The 16,186-nt window shown below is 62.3% G+C and carries 13 protein-coding genes and 2 pseudogenes; 9 read left to right on the top strand and 6 right to left on the bottom strand.

All coding sequences use genetic code 11. The features are described from left to right. The first annotated feature begins 190 nt into the window (after positions 1–190). From DIE04_RS21890 to DIE04_RS21855, 8 genes are all read left to right on the top strand, one after another. Complete coding sequence (locus DIE04_RS21890) at positions 191–1,711, top strand: DGQHR domain-containing protein (protein WP_124573277.1); 1,521 nt, start codon at positions 191–193, stop codon at positions 1,709–1,711. Further along, positions 1,708–3,000 carry a hypothetical protein gene (locus DIE04_RS21885; protein ID WP_124573275.1) on the top strand — a complete coding sequence of 431 codons (1,293 nt, stop codon included), beginning with the start codon at positions 1,708–1,710 and terminating at the stop codon, positions 2,998–3,000. Before DIE04_RS21890 ends, DIE04_RS21885 begins: the two co-directional genes overlap by 4 nt. Next, positions 2,997–4,163, top strand: coding sequence for a DNA adenine methylase (locus DIE04_RS21880; RefSeq protein WP_260426273.1), 1,167 nt, complete (start codon positions 2,997–2,999; stop codon positions 4,161–4,163). The genes DIE04_RS21885 and DIE04_RS21880 overlap by 4 nt, the downstream gene beginning before the upstream one ends. A gap of 347 nt (positions 4,164–4,510) precedes the next feature. Further along, entirely contained in the window at positions 4,511–4,918 is a 408-nt protein-coding gene (locus DIE04_RS21875) for a PAAR domain-containing protein (protein WP_124573273.1), read from the top strand. Between the two features lie 4 nt (positions 4,919–4,922). Continuing rightward, positions 4,923–5,426, top strand: a complete 504-nt coding sequence (locus DIE04_RS21870) for a DUF4123 domain-containing protein (protein WP_124573271.1) — start codon at positions 4,923–4,925, stop codon at positions 5,424–5,426. Beyond that, positions 5,419–5,898: a hypothetical protein gene (locus DIE04_RS21865; protein WP_260426274.1), complete on the top strand. Its 480-nt coding sequence runs from the start codon at positions 5,419–5,421 to the stop codon at positions 5,896–5,898. The genes DIE04_RS21870 and DIE04_RS21865 overlap by 8 nt, the downstream gene beginning before the upstream one ends. Then, positions 5,783–6,376, top strand: a complete 594-nt coding sequence (locus tag DIE04_RS21860; RefSeq protein ID WP_260426276.1) for a restriction endonuclease fold toxin 5 domain-containing protein — start codon at positions 5,783–5,785, stop codon at positions 6,374–6,376. The genes DIE04_RS21865 and DIE04_RS21860 overlap by 116 nt, the downstream gene beginning before the upstream one ends. A gap of 2 nt (positions 6,377–6,378) precedes the next feature. After that, positions 6,379–7,086 (top strand): immunity 52 family protein, encoded by a 708-nt coding sequence (locus DIE04_RS21855; RefSeq protein ID WP_124573267.1) that lies wholly within the window; start codon positions 6,379–6,381, stop codon positions 7,084–7,086. Between the two features lie 36 nt (positions 7,087–7,122). On the opposite strand, the pseudogene DIE04_RS30200 reads toward DIE04_RS21855, so the two are convergent. After that, positions 7,123–7,194, bottom strand: a pseudogene (locus tag DIE04_RS30200) (DNA methyltransferase); the annotation flags it as partial. On the opposite strand from DIE04_RS30200, the pseudogene DIE04_RS21845 reads away from it, so the two are divergent. After that, a pseudogene (locus tag DIE04_RS21845) lies at positions 7,193–8,419 on the top strand (hypothetical protein); the annotation flags it as partial. The pseudogenes DIE04_RS30200 and DIE04_RS21845 sit on opposite strands and share 2 nt — an antisense overlap. Before the next feature lie 130 nt (positions 8,420–8,549). On the opposite strand, the gene DIE04_RS21840 reads toward DIE04_RS21845, so the two are convergent. The 5 genes from DIE04_RS21840 to DIE04_RS21820 form a co-directional block, all read right to left on the bottom strand. Beyond that, complete coding sequence (locus DIE04_RS21840; protein ID WP_124486247.1) at positions 8,550–9,950, bottom strand: sensor domain-containing diguanylate cyclase; 1,401 nt, start codon at positions 9,948–9,950, stop codon at positions 8,550–8,552. Positions 9,951–10,268: 318 nt separating this feature from the next. Next, complete coding sequence (locus DIE04_RS21835) at positions 10,269–11,447, bottom strand: acetyl-CoA C-acyltransferase (protein ID WP_124520084.1); 1,179 nt, start codon at positions 11,445–11,447, stop codon at positions 10,269–10,271. A 49-nt stretch (positions 11,448–11,496) separates the two neighbouring features. Continuing rightward, complete coding sequence (gene pncA, locus DIE04_RS21830; RefSeq protein WP_044843660.1) at positions 11,497–12,129, bottom strand: bifunctional nicotinamidase/pyrazinamidase; 633 nt, start codon at positions 12,127–12,129, stop codon at positions 11,497–11,499. A gap of 43 nt (positions 12,130–12,172) precedes the next feature. Continuing rightward, entirely contained in the window at positions 12,173–14,257 is a 2,085-nt protein-coding gene (locus DIE04_RS21825) for a 3-hydroxyacyl-CoA dehydrogenase NAD-binding domain-containing protein (protein ID WP_124520082.1), read from the bottom strand. A gap of 183 nt (positions 14,258–14,440) precedes the next feature. Further along, positions 14,441–16,084, bottom strand: coding sequence for a 3-(methylthio)propionyl-CoA ligase (locus DIE04_RS21820; protein WP_124520080.1), 1,644 nt, complete (start codon positions 16,082–16,084; stop codon positions 14,441–14,443). Positions 16,085–16,186 lie beyond the last annotated feature (102 nt).

The raw sequence follows: 16,186 nt of genomic DNA, 5'->3' as shown, positions 1-16,186 counted from the left end.
CCCGACCTGAACCGATAGCCCCTCCTCACCGGCGACCGTCGAACCAGGTACGGGAACATACCATCCATCGGTCGAACGCTCTCGGGGCAATTGCCTCGGAAGGACTATCGATCTGGGCCGCTCGTAGTACCATTCTCCGAAACCGCACTCGGCAACGGGCGCAAAGTCAACGAGACCACCAATTTTCACAATGACAAAAACAACTCGCATACCGCTCGTCCGGGTCAATCAGTGGATGCAAAGCTGGAACAATGCTGAATGGAGCGAGCACCTTCCTGAACCCTCACCCTACTTTTTCATCGCGTCGATCAGCCTCGCCACCTTACGCCGCTTGGCTGGCGTAAGCACTCGCAACGTGCATGAGCGGCGAGATAGAAAGGTCGGTGCAGGCTACCAACGGGCTCACCAACCGGCGCGGTCGCGCAACATTGCACGATATCTTCAGTTCGGGTACCCGCTGTCGGGACAGTCTGGCCTCGATGTTGAAACACATCGGACCCTTATTCATCCGGGCTGGCTCCCTACGTCTATTCTCGTGAACGTGGTAGGTGCCGACGAGTCGCGCAGACGCGGCGGAAAGGACCGTGTAGTCGATGACAATTGTCGCGTGTCTGTCATCGAAGGTGACGACGGAGCATTTCTCAAAATACCTCAGGAGGCTCTTGCACAAGGGTTTAAAATTCCCGCATCAAGCCTCGAACCACTTGAAATCATTGACGGCCAGCATCGACTTTATGCGATTGATGAAATCAATGGCGAACCCGATATCGAAAATTACGAAGTACCGGTCGTAATTTTCAACAATTTGAGTCCATCTTGGCAGGCTTATCTTTTTTGGGTTATTAACGTAGAACCCAAAAAGATCAATCCGAGCCTCGCATATGACCTGTATCCCGAACTGCGAAACCAAAGTTGGCTTCAAGGTGGCGAAGGCATTCGCGTTTATCAAGAGCACCGTGCCCAAGAGCTCACGGAAGTTCTGTGGCGCCATGATTTGAGCCCATGGAAAGGACGGATTGAGCTACACGGCAATCGAGTCGACGGGCATGTATCAAACGCGGCATTTATTCGATCACTAATGGTCAGCTTTGTCCGAAGCTGGGGCAACGAAGATAAAATTGGCGGACTATTCGGCTCCCTTCAATCTCAGGGAGCCGATCGAGTATTACCTTGGAAACGTTCGCAACAAGCGGCGTTTCTGATCCGATGCTGGCAACATCTCTATGAGGCGACCTGCACATCCAATGCAAAGTGGGTTCGCGAATTAACTAAAAACACTTCACCGGAAGACGCTTTCTCTGGCCCCAACACCCTTCTTGGCACTGACCAAGGGGTGCGTGCCATCCTTGTTATATTTAATGCACTGAACCAAGTAGCATACGCCGATCTCGACTTGGAATCCTGGGAATCTGAACGTGTATCAGACGAGCCGGACGAAGATGAAGTAACGGAAGCACTCAACGAGTTTTCGCAGTACAAGAGGCCGAATACATTTCTGAGCGCAATATCGCGCGCGCTTATCGATGGCGTAGATTGGCGCACATCAAGCGCCCCAGGATTAGACCAAAATCAGCGTAACGAGCAGAGCGTTTATCGCGGAAGCAGTGGCTATGTGCTATTGCAACAACGATGCTTCGATGCATTGAAAAGCTCGCCCGATGAACTCGTGGCGAGTTCCGCAACTACCGCTGCGGGGCTTATGAAGCGATGAGCAAAACAAAAATCAAAGGGAAAGCCGGGGCGAAGAAAAACGTGGGTGGGAGTAAGGCTTCGGGGAGCGGTAGCGCCATCGTCAATAAAGGACAGGAATGGAGTGAATCTATCTGCGCCGCTGCCGATGGCAAAGGCACTTTGCTCGGACTGCAACAACTTGGCCCGGCCAGCAATCCTCAGAATTTGCTCATCACCGCCGCTTTAAGCAACAACCCACAGTGCTTGCTCGCCGCAGAACAAATCATCCATCTTGTCGATGGATGGAGGTATGCGGCCGCTGCAACATCTGCCTTCTTGGCTCATTCGAACGCTACCGCTACGCATTTTGCGTACTACGCCGAACTTAGGGCGGCGATGTCGCTCTTCGCATGGAGTGGAATTCGAGCCAAATGGAACGGATACTTCTATCTCGACAAAAATGGCATTAAAAAGACAACCACCAAAAATCCGCCGACTCATACTGGAATTTGGGATATTTGGAATCAATGGACAAAGAGATCAGATGTAGAAGCGCTTCTGGCGAATAGCATCCACATACATCCAGTCGCGACATTGAAGAATGTGGTAAAAGCGATCAACTTCACCATTCCTCAACAGGCGTTGAGTCAATGGGGATCGGACCTTGTAAAAGTGTCCGAGGACCATACGGCAAGGAATACCGCGAGCTATGAAGCCATCTGGGCGAGCGCTGAACTCACACGCATGGAAACAAAAGAAGCAGAGTTGGTTCGCGATCTTTGGAAACTTTTCCTTCCAGACGGCGGGTCGCTTGGTTTTGACGCGGCTCTGTGCAACCACTTTATCTCAAAACTGGCACCCGAGGACGATGAGGCCAGACGGAAGGCCTTCGTCGAAAAAGTAGCAAAGCACATCGCGGATAATTCCGGTGCGTCTACGGACGAAATTTCACGGCGAATCACGATAGATTCTTATGTTTCGAAGCCGTTTGAATTGGCATCTTCGGAAAAGACAAACGCCGACAACGTACTCTGCCGCGCATTTCTACTTCTCCGGATTGCTATGCTCGCTCTCAAAAGGTCACTTGCCATTCCTGGTGTCTCTCCAGTTGCGCGCAAATGGCTCGAAAGCTGGCTCGAGCACGCTGGTTTGTGGTCTCGCTCTTTCGAAATTGATCCGATAGATATCGAAGTTGATTATCGCGAAGCAGTAACGGATTTTTCATTCCCACCCCCTCTGCCAAACTCACTGTGGGATGGGGAGAATTCATCGCGGTTAGCGAAACTTTCGCGCCCCGATGCATGTATTGCTTGGAGTCTTGTTGCATGAAGTACATGGGGCACAAAGGAAAATTACTGCCGCTACTTGGGGAAATCTTGAAAGCGGAAGCAGTTAATGCCTCAAAAATCGCAGATCCTTTTTGTGGATCCGGCGCAGTTTCTTGGTATATGGCTCAAGAAACCGATAAGGGTGTCTTATCGGGTGATCTTCAGTCTTTTGCTGTAACTCGCGCCGCTGCGGTCGTTGAGCGAACAAGAGCAATTGATTCTAACCGCATTACCAAACGCTGGTTCGAGTCTGCTCGCGCCGTCGTTGATAATATCGTCAGCCAATTCCCAAATGCGGCCAAATCCATCCATCCCGAAATATCAATACCTGAAATTCAAAGTATAGTTATTCGGTCAAGGACATTCTGCGATGAAGTTCTACCACCGCTACTCTCCCGAATGAGTGGCGACTTTCCGATGACTCACGCGTACGGCGGTCATTATTTCTCCCCGCTACAAGCCATCGAGATTGATGCACTTCGGCAGACGTTACCGAAGTCCGCAGAGACGCGAAAAGCCTGTCTCGCGGCACTTGTGGAAGCGGCAAGCCGCTGTGCGGCTGCACCGGGTCATACCGCCCAGCCCTTTCAACCGACAAAAACTGCCGCTAAATTTATTGCTGAGGCATGGAATCGCAATGTTTGGCTACAAGTTTCACAAGCATTGGAGACAATTGCTTCGACCCACGCTACAGTGAAGGGGGCCACATGCCTTGGGGACTACCATAAATGCATCAGTCAACTAGAACCGGGGGATTTGGTCTTCGCTGACCCTCCGTATTCCGATGTACATTACAGTCGCTTCTACCATGTACTGGAAACGCTTACCCGAGGAAAACAGGTCCCTGTGACCGGTGTCGGGCGCTACCCCCCCATTTCGCAACGCCCTTCTTCTAATTTTAGCCAGAAAGGCCAAGCCTTCGCAGCAGCACAACGGCTTATTGAAATATGCATGCGCAAAGAGGTCAATTTAGTATTAACATTCCCATCAAATAAAGCCAGCAATGGATTAAGCACGCGTGATTTTGTTGCGATGGGGCGAGGGAAATTTCGATCAATCGAGACCGAGCAAGTTAACTCTACGTTCAGCACTCTCGGAGGAAAATCCTCAAATCGCGGCGGAAGAATAGAATGCTCCGAGAGTATTGTTTGCTTTCGCGTCTAAATCCGTGCGATGACTATATAGATGAAAATAAGCGTAAAGCTTATACAATACAGCTCTTGGACGCATGTCTTGTCTGCTGTTGTCAATCTGAATTACGTAAAAAGCCCGTTGCGTGCGGGCTTTTTGCTGTCTGTCGCGCCTCGACCGGGGCGCGCCGGGGGCGGACAAGGCGAGTTTCAGCGCCTATGCCATCTCCTGCGTGCCGAGAAGGGTCGAGCGGGGATGCCTTGACGCCTATGCCTCCCAGTTTGATTGACAATAGTTAACCGACTGCACGATAGCCAGCGCGCCGGCCGCTCTCCCGGAAATGGTAAATTCATATAAAAACCACACCTACGAGAGAACATATGGCCCGAGCCATGATCTGCGTCGGCGACACGACGACGCACGGCGGCCGCGTGCTGGAGGGCAGCGCGAACGCGACGATTGACGGAAAACCCATTGCAGGCGTCGGGCACAAGGTACTTTGCCCGAAGTGCAAAGGCATCTTCCCGATCCTGCCCGCCAGCGGGCGACGCTACCCGCACCAAATCGCAGGCCGGGAAACGGCCATCGAAGGCATGAAGACCGCGTGCGGCGCGACGCTGATCGCGTCGCAATCGTCCGCGACGCTCGACGACGTCGGTGCCGGCGAAGCAACGACTGGCGGCGCAGTGACCGCCGCCGCTGCAGCATTGGCCCCTTCGCCCACGCTCTGTCTCGAATGCCTGAAGTCCGCCGCAGAGAACGCAGCGACGATGATCGCGCGCGGGTAAGCCCATGACCGAGGTCTCGATCGAAGCGTTCTTCTTCGAACGCCAACAGCAGTTGACAATGCAGGTGCATCTGTACGCCCTAGTCGACGGTCTCTTGTTCGCGGACGTGGGCGACGGATCTCCTCCTCAACGCTCGCAAGCGGCAGTCGCCCTGTTCGACGGCACACCAGACGCATCGCTCGCCGACGCCGGACCGTGGCTGCTCGATTGGGAACGCGCGTCCGACGGCGTTCGACGCGCGCTTGCTGCGATGGCCAGTGGCTCGACCGGAGTGTCGTGGCTCATCAGCGCCTATCCGATCGAATCGCTTGCGGACGAGTTGCGTCGCCGGCTCGACGCGCGGCTACCGGACGGGCGCACGGCCCTTCTCCGGTTCTACGACGCCCGCATCATGGCCGACATGGCAACGCTGATGGAACTCACGCAGCGCATGCAATTCTTCGTCCCGACATTCAACTGGCTCGTGGAGATAAACGGAAAATTGAAGGGAGTGCACCCGCATGCTTGAGCTGACAAGCGAACAGATCGCCGGCCTTGCCGAGATCGATGCGCGCGGATATGTCGAACGCACGCGGCAAGATCTCGTCAAAGCGGACCCGAAGCTGGCCGGCGACGAGACGCTGCCGACGCGCCTCTGGAACGCATACGTCGCCGCTCGACGACTCGGCATCCAGTCCGACGAGAATGTCGCTGCGTTTCTTCGGATCGAGGCATACGCGCCGAAGTTCTACGAGAAACCCGCGACGCAAGCGTGGCTCACTCGGCCTGGCCGCTCGGCCGACGAACGTTTTCACGATTACCTTCGCGTCATCAAGTGGCGCATCGAACATCCACAAGACAACGGGGGATCTCGAGATGGCGGGATTGGTGGTACCGATAATCGAAGCGGCGGCAGTGGAGCTTGGACCGGTATTGGCGCGCGCTGGCGTCGCCTTATTGGGCTGGGCGGCAGTGGCGGGAACGGGGAGTCTGTCGGGTGATACCCCAAAGGACGAAAGCAAGGCCAATCCGGACGTCCGGGCGATTCCTCGCACCGGTGAAAAGTGCAAGCAATGCCCGCCAGAGCAATCCGGTGCACCAGCCCGCCGGCGCTACCATATGAATCGCGGACCCCGCGAGTACCAAGGTCGCATCACCGGACGGCCGTATAGCGTCGAGGAAGGTTGGAGCGAGGAATGGGCATGGCTGGGCACCGACTTCGACGGATTCCAACAGGCAGCCTGCCTCTTGCAGGAAGCGAAAGGGGATTATGACCAGTTCTTTGACCCGGCGACGAAGAAGCCCGTTACGTGGTTCAAGGGGCTAACTAAAATCACGTTGGAGATCGAAGAGCGAGCAATGAAGGTCCATGCCAACCCGCCGACCAAACTCCAGTACTATTTTCAGACTCCGCTAACGATGTCCTATTTCCGCACCACGCTTGCGGAAAACGGGATTCCCTACGTTGTCACTGGCTGAATATGAAAATCACTTCCCGCTTCAGAGATCCGTTGCACGATGCGTCAGACCTGCCCGTCGTGTTTGAACAGCTCGGATCGGTCGCCAAAGCGATACACGCACATGCGCCCAAGTTTGCCGAATGGTTCCTGACAGGCGACTCGAAAGAGGAAGCGCGCCTGTACCCCGCGTTTGAGGACTGGAAGCCAACGGTGGCCGCATTGGCCGTCTTGCGAACCGAGTTCGAAGGCGCGGAGCACCGACCGCAAATTATCTCGTTGTGGGATGGCGACGATGACCAACGCACCGGTGCGACATTGACCTATCTCGTCGCAACCAAAGAGCGGCCGAAGAAGATCGAAGCCGACTTCAACGACGAGCACGTACTTTCAGCCGATCAAGCCGCTGCGGTCATTGAAGCTGTAGTCCAATATACCGCGCCGGCGTACGTCACAGTCGAGCCGCAAGGGTACGTTGATAAGCAAGTCTTCGACGACAAGCCCGGCGTCGGCTGGATGCTGTATCTACCGAAGGTCATCACGCAACAACAGGTACCGGAGGCACGCGCCCTTATCCCGGTCCCGGCTTCCGGAAAGCAAACCGGCACCATCGTCGTCAGTGTGATCGACGGCCCGTTCTCTATCGACAATCCCGAGCACGTCGAGGTCGCGAATCGCATCGAGATCCGCCTCGTTGATCAGGATCTCCTGCCGACCTACGCGAGTGTTTGAGGGAGGTGGGGCTACTGCCCCACCGATCATCTTCCTTTAGAACAGTCCGACAGGCTGCGCCGCGTCATCCCAACTGAAGATGATCAGCTCGTTGCGCTCGACACCCTTCGCACTGGTCGACAACACGAAGCACGGCCGGCCGAACGATGCGACGCCGACCTACGACTACAAGATGATCGACAGCGACTACCTGCTCGCGCCGATCGCGGCGGCGTGGCTGATCGACGACACGCGCGGCCAGGCGCGCGCGGCCGCCTATCTCGCGCAGCGCGGCGGCGACGGTCACACCAATGGCAGCCGGCTCGTCGTCAACCTGCTGCACGTCGCGGCGACCGCGCAGCCGTTCGCGCAGCAGCCGTCGGTTGCGAACCTGATCCACCTGCGGCCCGGCGAGATCGTCGGCAACTGGCGCGACAGCACCGACGGGCTCGGCGGCGGCGTCTATCCGTACGACGTGAACGCGGTGCTCGTGCCGGCCGCGCTGCGCGCGGCGAACGCGTTCCTCACGCGCGGCCTGCTCGATCCGTACCTGGACGCCGGGCAACGCGCGGCACTCGCGAACACGGCGGCCGAAGCGGCCACGTGGGAACAGCAAGCGCCACCGCTGTTCCAGGTGAGCGTGCCGGCCGCACAGGCGACGACCGACGTGTCGGCGTATGCGCCGTCGGCCGGCGTACCGGCCGGCACCGCGCCGGGCGCGCCGCTCACGTTCTACGCGTTGTCGCTCGACCAGCAGGGCACGCCGGTTCCGGTGATGAATTCCGACGGCGGCTTCGCGCTGCTGTTCGGCACGCCGCCGGACGACGAACTCCAGCGCATCGTCGCCGACGTCACGCGGCCCTTCCCGACCGGGCTCGTCACCGATGTCGGGATGGTGATCGCGAATCCCGCGTATGCGAGCCAGGAACTGTGGCCGAAGTTCACGAGTTCCGCGTATCACGGCACCGTGATCTGGTCGTGGCAGCAGGCGATGTGGGTCGCCGGGCTCGATCGGCAACTCGCGCGCCAGGATCTGTCGGACACGACGCGCGCGCTGCTGACGCAGGCACGGCAGACGATCTGGCAAGTGATCTCGAACGGGCGCGACATGCGCACGTCGGAGATGTGGACGTGGTCGTACGTGAACGGCCGGTATCAGACCGACGCGTTCGGCACGCGCAGCGCGGACGCGACCGAGGCCAATGCGGCGCAGCTGTGGAGTACGACGTATCTCGCGATTCGTGATCCGCAACTGCGGACCGGCAAGTACTGGTGGCAGGCGATGGAGCGGATGAAGGATGTGCAGCCACAGCAGGCGGCGGCCATCGCGGCTCGCCAGACGATGCGCCAATGAAACGAAAGCCCCGCACGCATATTCGCGTACGGGGCTTCATTCAGGCCGGACGCAAACCGCGCGGACATCGCATCGCGCCGCCATTGCGCTGCATCCGCGCCCACCACGCCGCCGGATGCCCGCTCGTCCGTCAGTGCGCGACCACGCGATTGCGCCCGTCCCGCTTCGCCTGATACAAGCGTTCATCGACCGCGCGCAACAACGCATCGACCGTCCCGCCGTCGACCCCATACTGCGCGACGCCGACGCTGACCGTCACCTGCACGCGCTTGAAATCCAGCCCGAACGGCGAACTCGCGATCGACGAACGCACGCGCTCGGCCGTCATGCGCGCGCCCTCGAGCGGCATCTCGGGCAACAGCGCCATGAACTCCTCGCCGCCGACTCGCGCGAGCGCACCGGCCGGACGTATCGCCTCGAGACACTGGCGCACGACGCCGCGCAGCACCTCGTCGCCGATCTGGTGCCCGTATGCATCGTTGATGTTCTTGAAGTTGTCGAGATCGAGCGCGAGCAGGCAAAACGGCGTGCCGTCGCGTTCCGCGCGCACGATCTCGCGCTCGACTTGCGCGATGAACTGGCGACGGTTGGACGCGCCCGTCATCGGATCGGTCGCGGCCATGTATTCGAGCTTCTGGTTCGTGCGGCGCAGTTCCTGCAACGCACTCTCGGTGCGCGCCATCGATTCCGACAGCCGGCTCATCAGGTCTTCCTGGCTGTAGATCGCCGAGAACGAGCGCGTCGTCTGCAGCGCCTGCACGACGCCGTAGCTGAGCAGGAAGAACCCGCCCGCGAAGATGGCATGCGCGAGCCACCACATGTGATTCCACGGCTTGCCGAGGATGAACGCGAGCGACGACAGCGCGAACGCCATGATCGACACGCCGTAGATCACCATCAGCGGCGAGCGGATGCGCCGCGCGAGCAGCACGCCGACGTTCAGCAGCGAAAACACCAGCGCGCCGCCTTCCATCGACAGCCGCGTACCCGGCGCGCCGGCGACCGGCGAATAGGCGATGTACGCAACCGCCACGTTGATGGTCACGAACAACCCGACCCACGGCAGCCACGTGCGCGCGCGCGTACGCTTCTCCACCCGATCGGGCGGCTGCGAATACGACAGCAGGCCCGTGAGCAGCAGGATCGACATCACGAGGCGCGAGGCGGGCCCGTACAGCAGGAACAGCCAGATGTTGTGGTGCGCCATCCCGGTGAACAGACCGTGCAGCGCGTAGATCATCGCGAAGCCGAGAAAGCCGAGCGTCAGCCAGCGCAGCAGCGGCTCGCCGGACGATCGGTAGCACACCCACGTCACGTAGGTGACGAACGCACCTTCGAGGGTCGCGGCCGCGATCGCGATTTCATGGAATGCGTGGTTCTCGAACACGACGTGCGGGTCGCTGAAGAACCACAGATAGGCAATCAGATAGGCCGGCAGCAATGCAAAACCGACCAGCAGGCATTTCGCGTAGAGCCTCGCGGCCGCGCTGACGACGCGCGGCGGTTCCCCGGCTGCATAGGTCGTGCTCAATTTGGTCCCCGTTTCGGTCTGCTGCGTGGTTCGAACGCCCACGGTGCCGGAAACGCGCGATGCATCGTCTTCGCCGGCTACCGGAAACGCGTTACGTGCGCCGGTACGACGCACGCGTTGGCCCATCCCGCCGAAAGGCAAATGTCAGAGCAAGTATAGGTGCGGCAAATCGTTTGACAAGTAAGGGGAAACGGCAGCATCGAATGCATGGCGTTTGCTTCCTTTCCCTTACGAATCGCCCACGGATTTCGCCGATTCGCATTGCGGCCGCAGCTTCGGTCCCCCGAAAGCCGCGGCCGCCCCGCCCGCGCACAAATATCAGACGATTTCGAACAGGCCGGCAGCCCCCTGCCCGCCGCCGATGCACATCGTGACGACCACGTATTTCACGCCGCGCCGCTTGCCTTCGATCAGCGCATGGCCGGTCAGGCGCGCACCCGACACGCCGTACGGATGGCCGACCGCGATCGCGCCGCCGTTCACGTTCAGGCGCTCGTCAGGAATCCCGAGCGTGTCGCGGCAGTACAGCACTTGCACCGCGAACGCTTCGTTGAGCTCCCACAGGCCGATGTCGTCGACCTTCAGCCCCGCCTGCTTCAGCAGCTTCGGCACCGCGAACACCGGGCCGATGCCCATCTCGTCCGGCTCGCAACCGGCGACCGCGAAACCGCGGAACACGCCGAGCGGCTGCAGCCCCTCGCGCTGTGCGACATCCGCGTTCATCACCACGCACGCCGACGCGCCGTCCGAGAACTGGCTCGCGTTGCCCGCGGTGATCACGCCGCCCGGCACGGCCGAACGGATCTTCGCTACGCCCTCGAGCGTCGTGTCGGGCCGGATGCCCTCGTCGGCCGACACCGTCACGTCCTGCGTGAACAGCCGGCCCGTCGCCTTGTCGGCGATGCCTGCCCGCACGGTGATCGGCACGATCTCGTCGTTGAAGCGCCCGGCTTCCTGCGCGGCCGCGGCGCGCAGTTGCGAGCGCACGCCGTACTCGTCCTGCCGCTCCTTCGCGATCCCGTAGCGCTTTGCGACGTTCTCGGCCGTCTGGAGCATGTTCCAGTAGATCTCCGGCTTGTGCTCGACGAGCCAGCCCTCCTGGATCATGTGCCGGTTCATCTCGTTCTGCACGCACGAGATCGATTCGACGCCGCCCGCGACATACACGTCGCCCTCGCCCGCGATGATCCGCTGTGCGGCGAGCGCGATGGTCTGCAGCCCGGACGAGCAGAAACGGTTCACCGTCATCCCCGGCACGCTCACCGGCAGCCCGGCGCGCAGCGCGATCTGCCGCGCGATGTTCGCGCCGGTCGCGCCTTCGGGGTTCGCGCAGCCCATGATCACGTCCTCGATGCGCGCGGGGTCCAGCTTCGCGCGTTCGAGCGCGGCCGCGACCACGTGGCCGCCGAGCGTCGCGCCGTGCGTCATGTTGAATGCTCCGCGCCACGATTTCGCGAGCGGCGTGCGTGCGGTCGATACGATTACGGCTTCGGTCATGCGAGTCTCCTTCGGTCCTGCTTGATGTTCTGCGTCGGATAGGAATGCGCTACGCCGTCGGGCGCGCGCCCGCGGACGTCACATGTGCGACGCCCGCCGCCTGCATCTGTTGCCATGCGTGCGCGAGCGACCCGTTCAGGTCGATCGCACGGCATGCGTCGTTGATCACGGCCGCCTCGAAGCCGGCCGCGCGCGCATCGAGCGCGGACCACGCGACGCAATAGTCGGTCGCGAGCCCGCAGCACCACACGCGCTTCGCGCCGAGCTCGCGCAGATAGCCGGCGAGCCCCGTGCGCGTCGTGCGATCGGCTTCGACGAACGCGGAATAGCTGTCGACCTGGGCGTCGCCGCCCTTGCGGATCACGAGCCGCGCGTGCGGAATGTCGAGGTCGCGATGCAGCGCCGCGCCCTCGGTGTCCTGCACGCAGTGCACGGGCCACAGCACCTGCTCGCCGTACGGCAGCGCGAGCGTGGAAAACGGCTCGCGGCCGGGATGGTTCGCCGCGAACGACACGTGTTCGCGCGGGTGCCAGTCCTGCGTCAGCACGACCTGGTCGAAGCGTTGCGCGAGCGCGTTGATCACCGGCACGACCGCGTCGCCGTCCGGCACCGCGAGTGCGCCGCCCGGCATGAAGTCGTACTGCACGTCGATCACGAGCAACACGTCGTCAGTGCGTTTCATTGCATTTCTCCTTGCAAGCCTGGCCGCGCGGTCACGCCGGCCGTCAGCCGTTGAACCCGCGCCCGGCCCTGGCGAGCTCGACGATCGACGGCGCGAGCTGCCACGCGTCGCCGTTCGGTGCGGCCGCATAGCGGCGGATCGCGCGCTCGACGTTGTAGAGGCCGACCATGTCCGCATACAGCATCGGGCCGCCCCGCCACAGCGGGAACCCGTAACCGGTCAGGTAGACCATGTCGATGTCGGATGCCTTCGACGCGATCTTCTCCTCGAGGATCTTCGCGCCTTCGTTGACGAGCGCGAACACGAGCCGCTCGACGATCTCGTCGTCGCCGATCTTGCGCCGCTCGACGCCGCGCTCCTTCGAATACGCGACAACCATCTCGTCGACGAGCGCCGACGGCTTCGCCTTGCGCTCGCCCGGCACGTAGTCGTACCAGCCGCCGCCCGTCTTCTGGCCGAAACGGCCCTGCTCGCACAGGCGGTCGGCGATCTTCGAGTAGTGCAGATCGGGTTTCTCGACGTAGCGGCGCTTGCGGATCGCCCAGCCGATGTCGTTGCCGGCGAGGTCGCTCATCCGGAACGGGCCCATCGCGAAACCGAACTTCTCGATCGCGCGATCGACCTGCGCGGGCAGCGCGCCTTCCTCGAGCATGAAGAGCGCCTGGCGGATGTACTGCTCGATCATCCGGTTGCCGATGAAGCCGTCGCACACGCCCGACACCACCGCCGTCTTGCGGATCTTCTTGGCGACCGCCATCACGGTCGCGAGCACGTCCTTCGCGGTCTGCGCGCCGCGCACGACCTCGAGCAGCTTCATCACGTTCGCCGGGCTGAAGAAGTGCATGCCGACCACGTCCTGCGGACGCTTCGTGAACGCGGCGATCTTGTCGACATCGAGCGTCGACGTGTTCGACGCGAGGATCGCACCGGGCTTCGCCACCGCGTCGAGCCGGCCGAACACCTGCTCCTTCACGCCGAGTTCCTCGAACACGGCCTCGACGATCAGGTCCGCGTCCTTCAGGTCGTCGTAGGACAGCGTCGGCGTGATCAGCGCCATGCGCGCGTCGAGCTTCTGCTGCGTGAGCTTGCCCTTCTTCACCTGCGCGTCGTAGTTCTTGCGGATCGTGGCGAGGCCGCGGTCGAGCGCGTCCTGCTTCGTCTCGAGCAGCGTGACGGGCAGGCCCGCGTTGACGAAGTTCATCGCGATCCCGCCGCCCATCGTGCCCGCGCCGATCACGCCGACGCGGCGGATCTCGCGCACCGGCGTATCGGCCGGCACGTCGGGAATCTTGCTCGCCGCGCGCTCGCCGAAGAACGCGTGCCGCAGCGCACGGCTTTCCGGCGTCATCATCAGCGCGACGAAACCGTCGCGTTCGGCGACGCTGCCCTTGTCGAAGCCGTTCAGCACGCCGGCCTCGATCGCGTCGATGCACTTGTGCGGCGCGGGGAAATTCGGGGCGGCGGCCCGCGCGGAATTGCGCGCGAACTGGATGAAGCCCGCAGCATTCTCGTGGACGATCTTGCGATCGCGCACGCGCGGATGCGGCCCCTGCTGCGCGCCGACCTTGCGCGCGAACGCGATGGCTGCGTCGAGCAGGTCGCCGTCGGCCATCGCGTCGAACAGCCCGCTGTTCGCGAGCTGTTCCGACGGCACCGGCGCGCCCGACACGATCATGTTCAGCGCGGTTTCGAGGCCCACCGCACGCGGCAGGCGCTGCGTGCCGCCCGCGCCCGGCAACAGGCCGAGCTTCACTTCGGGCAGCGCGACCTGCGCACCGGGCGCCGCGACGCGATAGTGCGCGCCGAGCGCGAGTTCCAGGCCGCCGCCCATCACGACGCTGTGCAGCGCCGCGACGACCGGCTTCGCGCTCGCCTCCACCGCGCGGATCACGGTGTGCAGCGTCGGCTCCTGCAAGGCCTTCGGGGTATTGAATTCGGTGATGTCGGCGCCGCCCGAGAACGCGCGGCCCGCGCCGGTCAGCACGATCGCCGTGACCGACGGATCCTGCGCGGCACGATCGAGCGCGTCCATGACGCCCTGGCGCGTCGACAGGCCAAGCCCGTTGACCGGCGGATTGTTGAGCGTGATGACGGCCACGCCGTCGCGAGTCGAGTAATCCACTGCCATCTGCCTGCCTCCATGCATCGCGCGCCGGGGTGGCTGCGCTTCATTGTGCGCGGTCGAACGGCCGCATGTCCGGATCGAACGGAGGCAGCATACAACGAAAAAGCACGGTCGTTCAATTTGAATTTGTTCACGATCCGGGGGCCGGATCGGGCGACCGCGCGGCGGGCCGTCGGCGGCCGCGGCTTACGGTGCGCAGCGCGCCGTCGGCAGCACGTAGTCGCGGAACGTCTCGCGCAGCTTCAGCTTCTGCAGCTTGCCGGTCGCGGTGTGCGGCAGCGATTCGACGAACACGACATCGTCGGGCACCCACCACTTCGCGACCTTGCCTTCGTAGAACGCGAGCAGCGCGTCGCGGGTCAGGTTCGCCCCCTCCCGCGGCACCACGACGAGCAGCGGACGCTCGGTCCATTTCGGGTGCGCGCACGCGATGCACGCGGCTTCGGCGACGCCCGGGTGCGCGATCGCGACGTTCTCGATGTCGATCGAGCTGATCCACTCGCCGCCGGACTTGATCACGTCCTTGCTGCGGTCGGTGATCTGCAGGAAGCCGTCTGGGTCGATCGTCGCGACGTCGCCGGTCGGGAACCAGCCGTCCGACAGCGGCGACGTATCGCCCTTGAAGTAGTGATCGATCACCCAGGGCCCGCGCACCTGCAGCTCGCCGAACGCGACGCCGTCCCACGGCAGTTCGCGGCCGTCGTCGCCGACGATCCGCATGTCGACACCGCAGATCACGCGCCCCTGCTTCTCCAGCAACCGGCGCTGCACGTCGAGCGGCCGCTGCGACTGCGCCCAGTTGAGCTTCGCGAGCGTGCCGAGCGGCGACAGCTCGGTCATTCCCCACGCGTGGATCACGCGCACGCCGTATTCGTCCTCGAACGTGCGCAGCATCGCGGGCGGGCACGCCGAACCGCCGATCACCGTGCGGTTCAGCGTCGAGAAGCGCACGCCGGCCTCGCGCATATAGTTCAGCAGCCCGAGCCACACGGTCGGCACGCCCGCGGAGAACGTCACGCGTTCGGCCTCCATCAGTTCGTACAGCGACTTGCCGTCGAGGTCCTTGCCGGGCAGCACCAGCTTGCCGCCGGTGAGCGGCACCGCGTACGGCAGCCCCCACGCGTTCACATGGAACATCGGCACGACGGGCAGCACCGCGTCCAGCGCCGACAGGTTCATCGCGTCGGGCAGCGCGGCGCCGTAGGCGTGCAGCACCGTCGAGCGATGTGAATACAGCACGCCCTTCGGATTGCCGGTCGTGCCCGACGTGTAGCACAGGCCGGACGCCTGCAGTTCGTCGAGGCGCGGCCAGTCGTAGCGGCCGTCCTCGGCGTCGACGAGCGTTTCGTAGCACAGGTACGGCGTCGCGCCGGACGGCAGGTGCGCGGCATCCGTCATCGCGATCCAGCCCTTCACGTTCGGGCACTGCGGCGCGATCGCGTCGACGAGCGGCGCGAAATTGATGTCGAAGAAGACGTAGCGGTCTTCCGCGTGATTGACGATGTAGGCGATCTGCTCGGGAAAGAGCCGCGGGTTGATCGTGTGGCACACGGCGCCCATCCCGCCGATTCCGTAGTACGCCTCCAGATGCCGGTAGCCGTTCCAGGCCAGCGTGCCGACACGATCGCCCGCTTCGACGCCGAGCCGTGCGAGCGCCTGCGCGAGGCGCTTCGCGCGCTGCTCGCAGTCGCGGTACGTGTAGCGATGCAGGTCGCCTTCCACGCGCCGCGACACGATCTCCGTGTCGCCCGCATAACGCGCGGCATGCGCGATCAGCGACGACACCAGCAACGGCATGTCCATCATCTGGCCCAGCAACGGCTTACCCATCGTCTTGTTCTCCCGGAAGGACGCGAATCGGTGACCAGCCTCGAAGCGATGCGCCAGCCTGCAACCCGTCCACGGCCCGGACCGGCCTGGCGCAAGGCGCGC

Origin of the sequence: Burkholderia sp. Bp8994 (assembly GCF_003853805.1) — a bacterium.
Taxonomy (GTDB): domain Bacteria; phylum Pseudomonadota; class Gammaproteobacteria; order Burkholderiales; family Burkholderiaceae; genus Burkholderia.
Note: the sequence above shows the minus strand (reverse complement) of the source record. Positions and strands in the feature narration are given on the sequence as shown.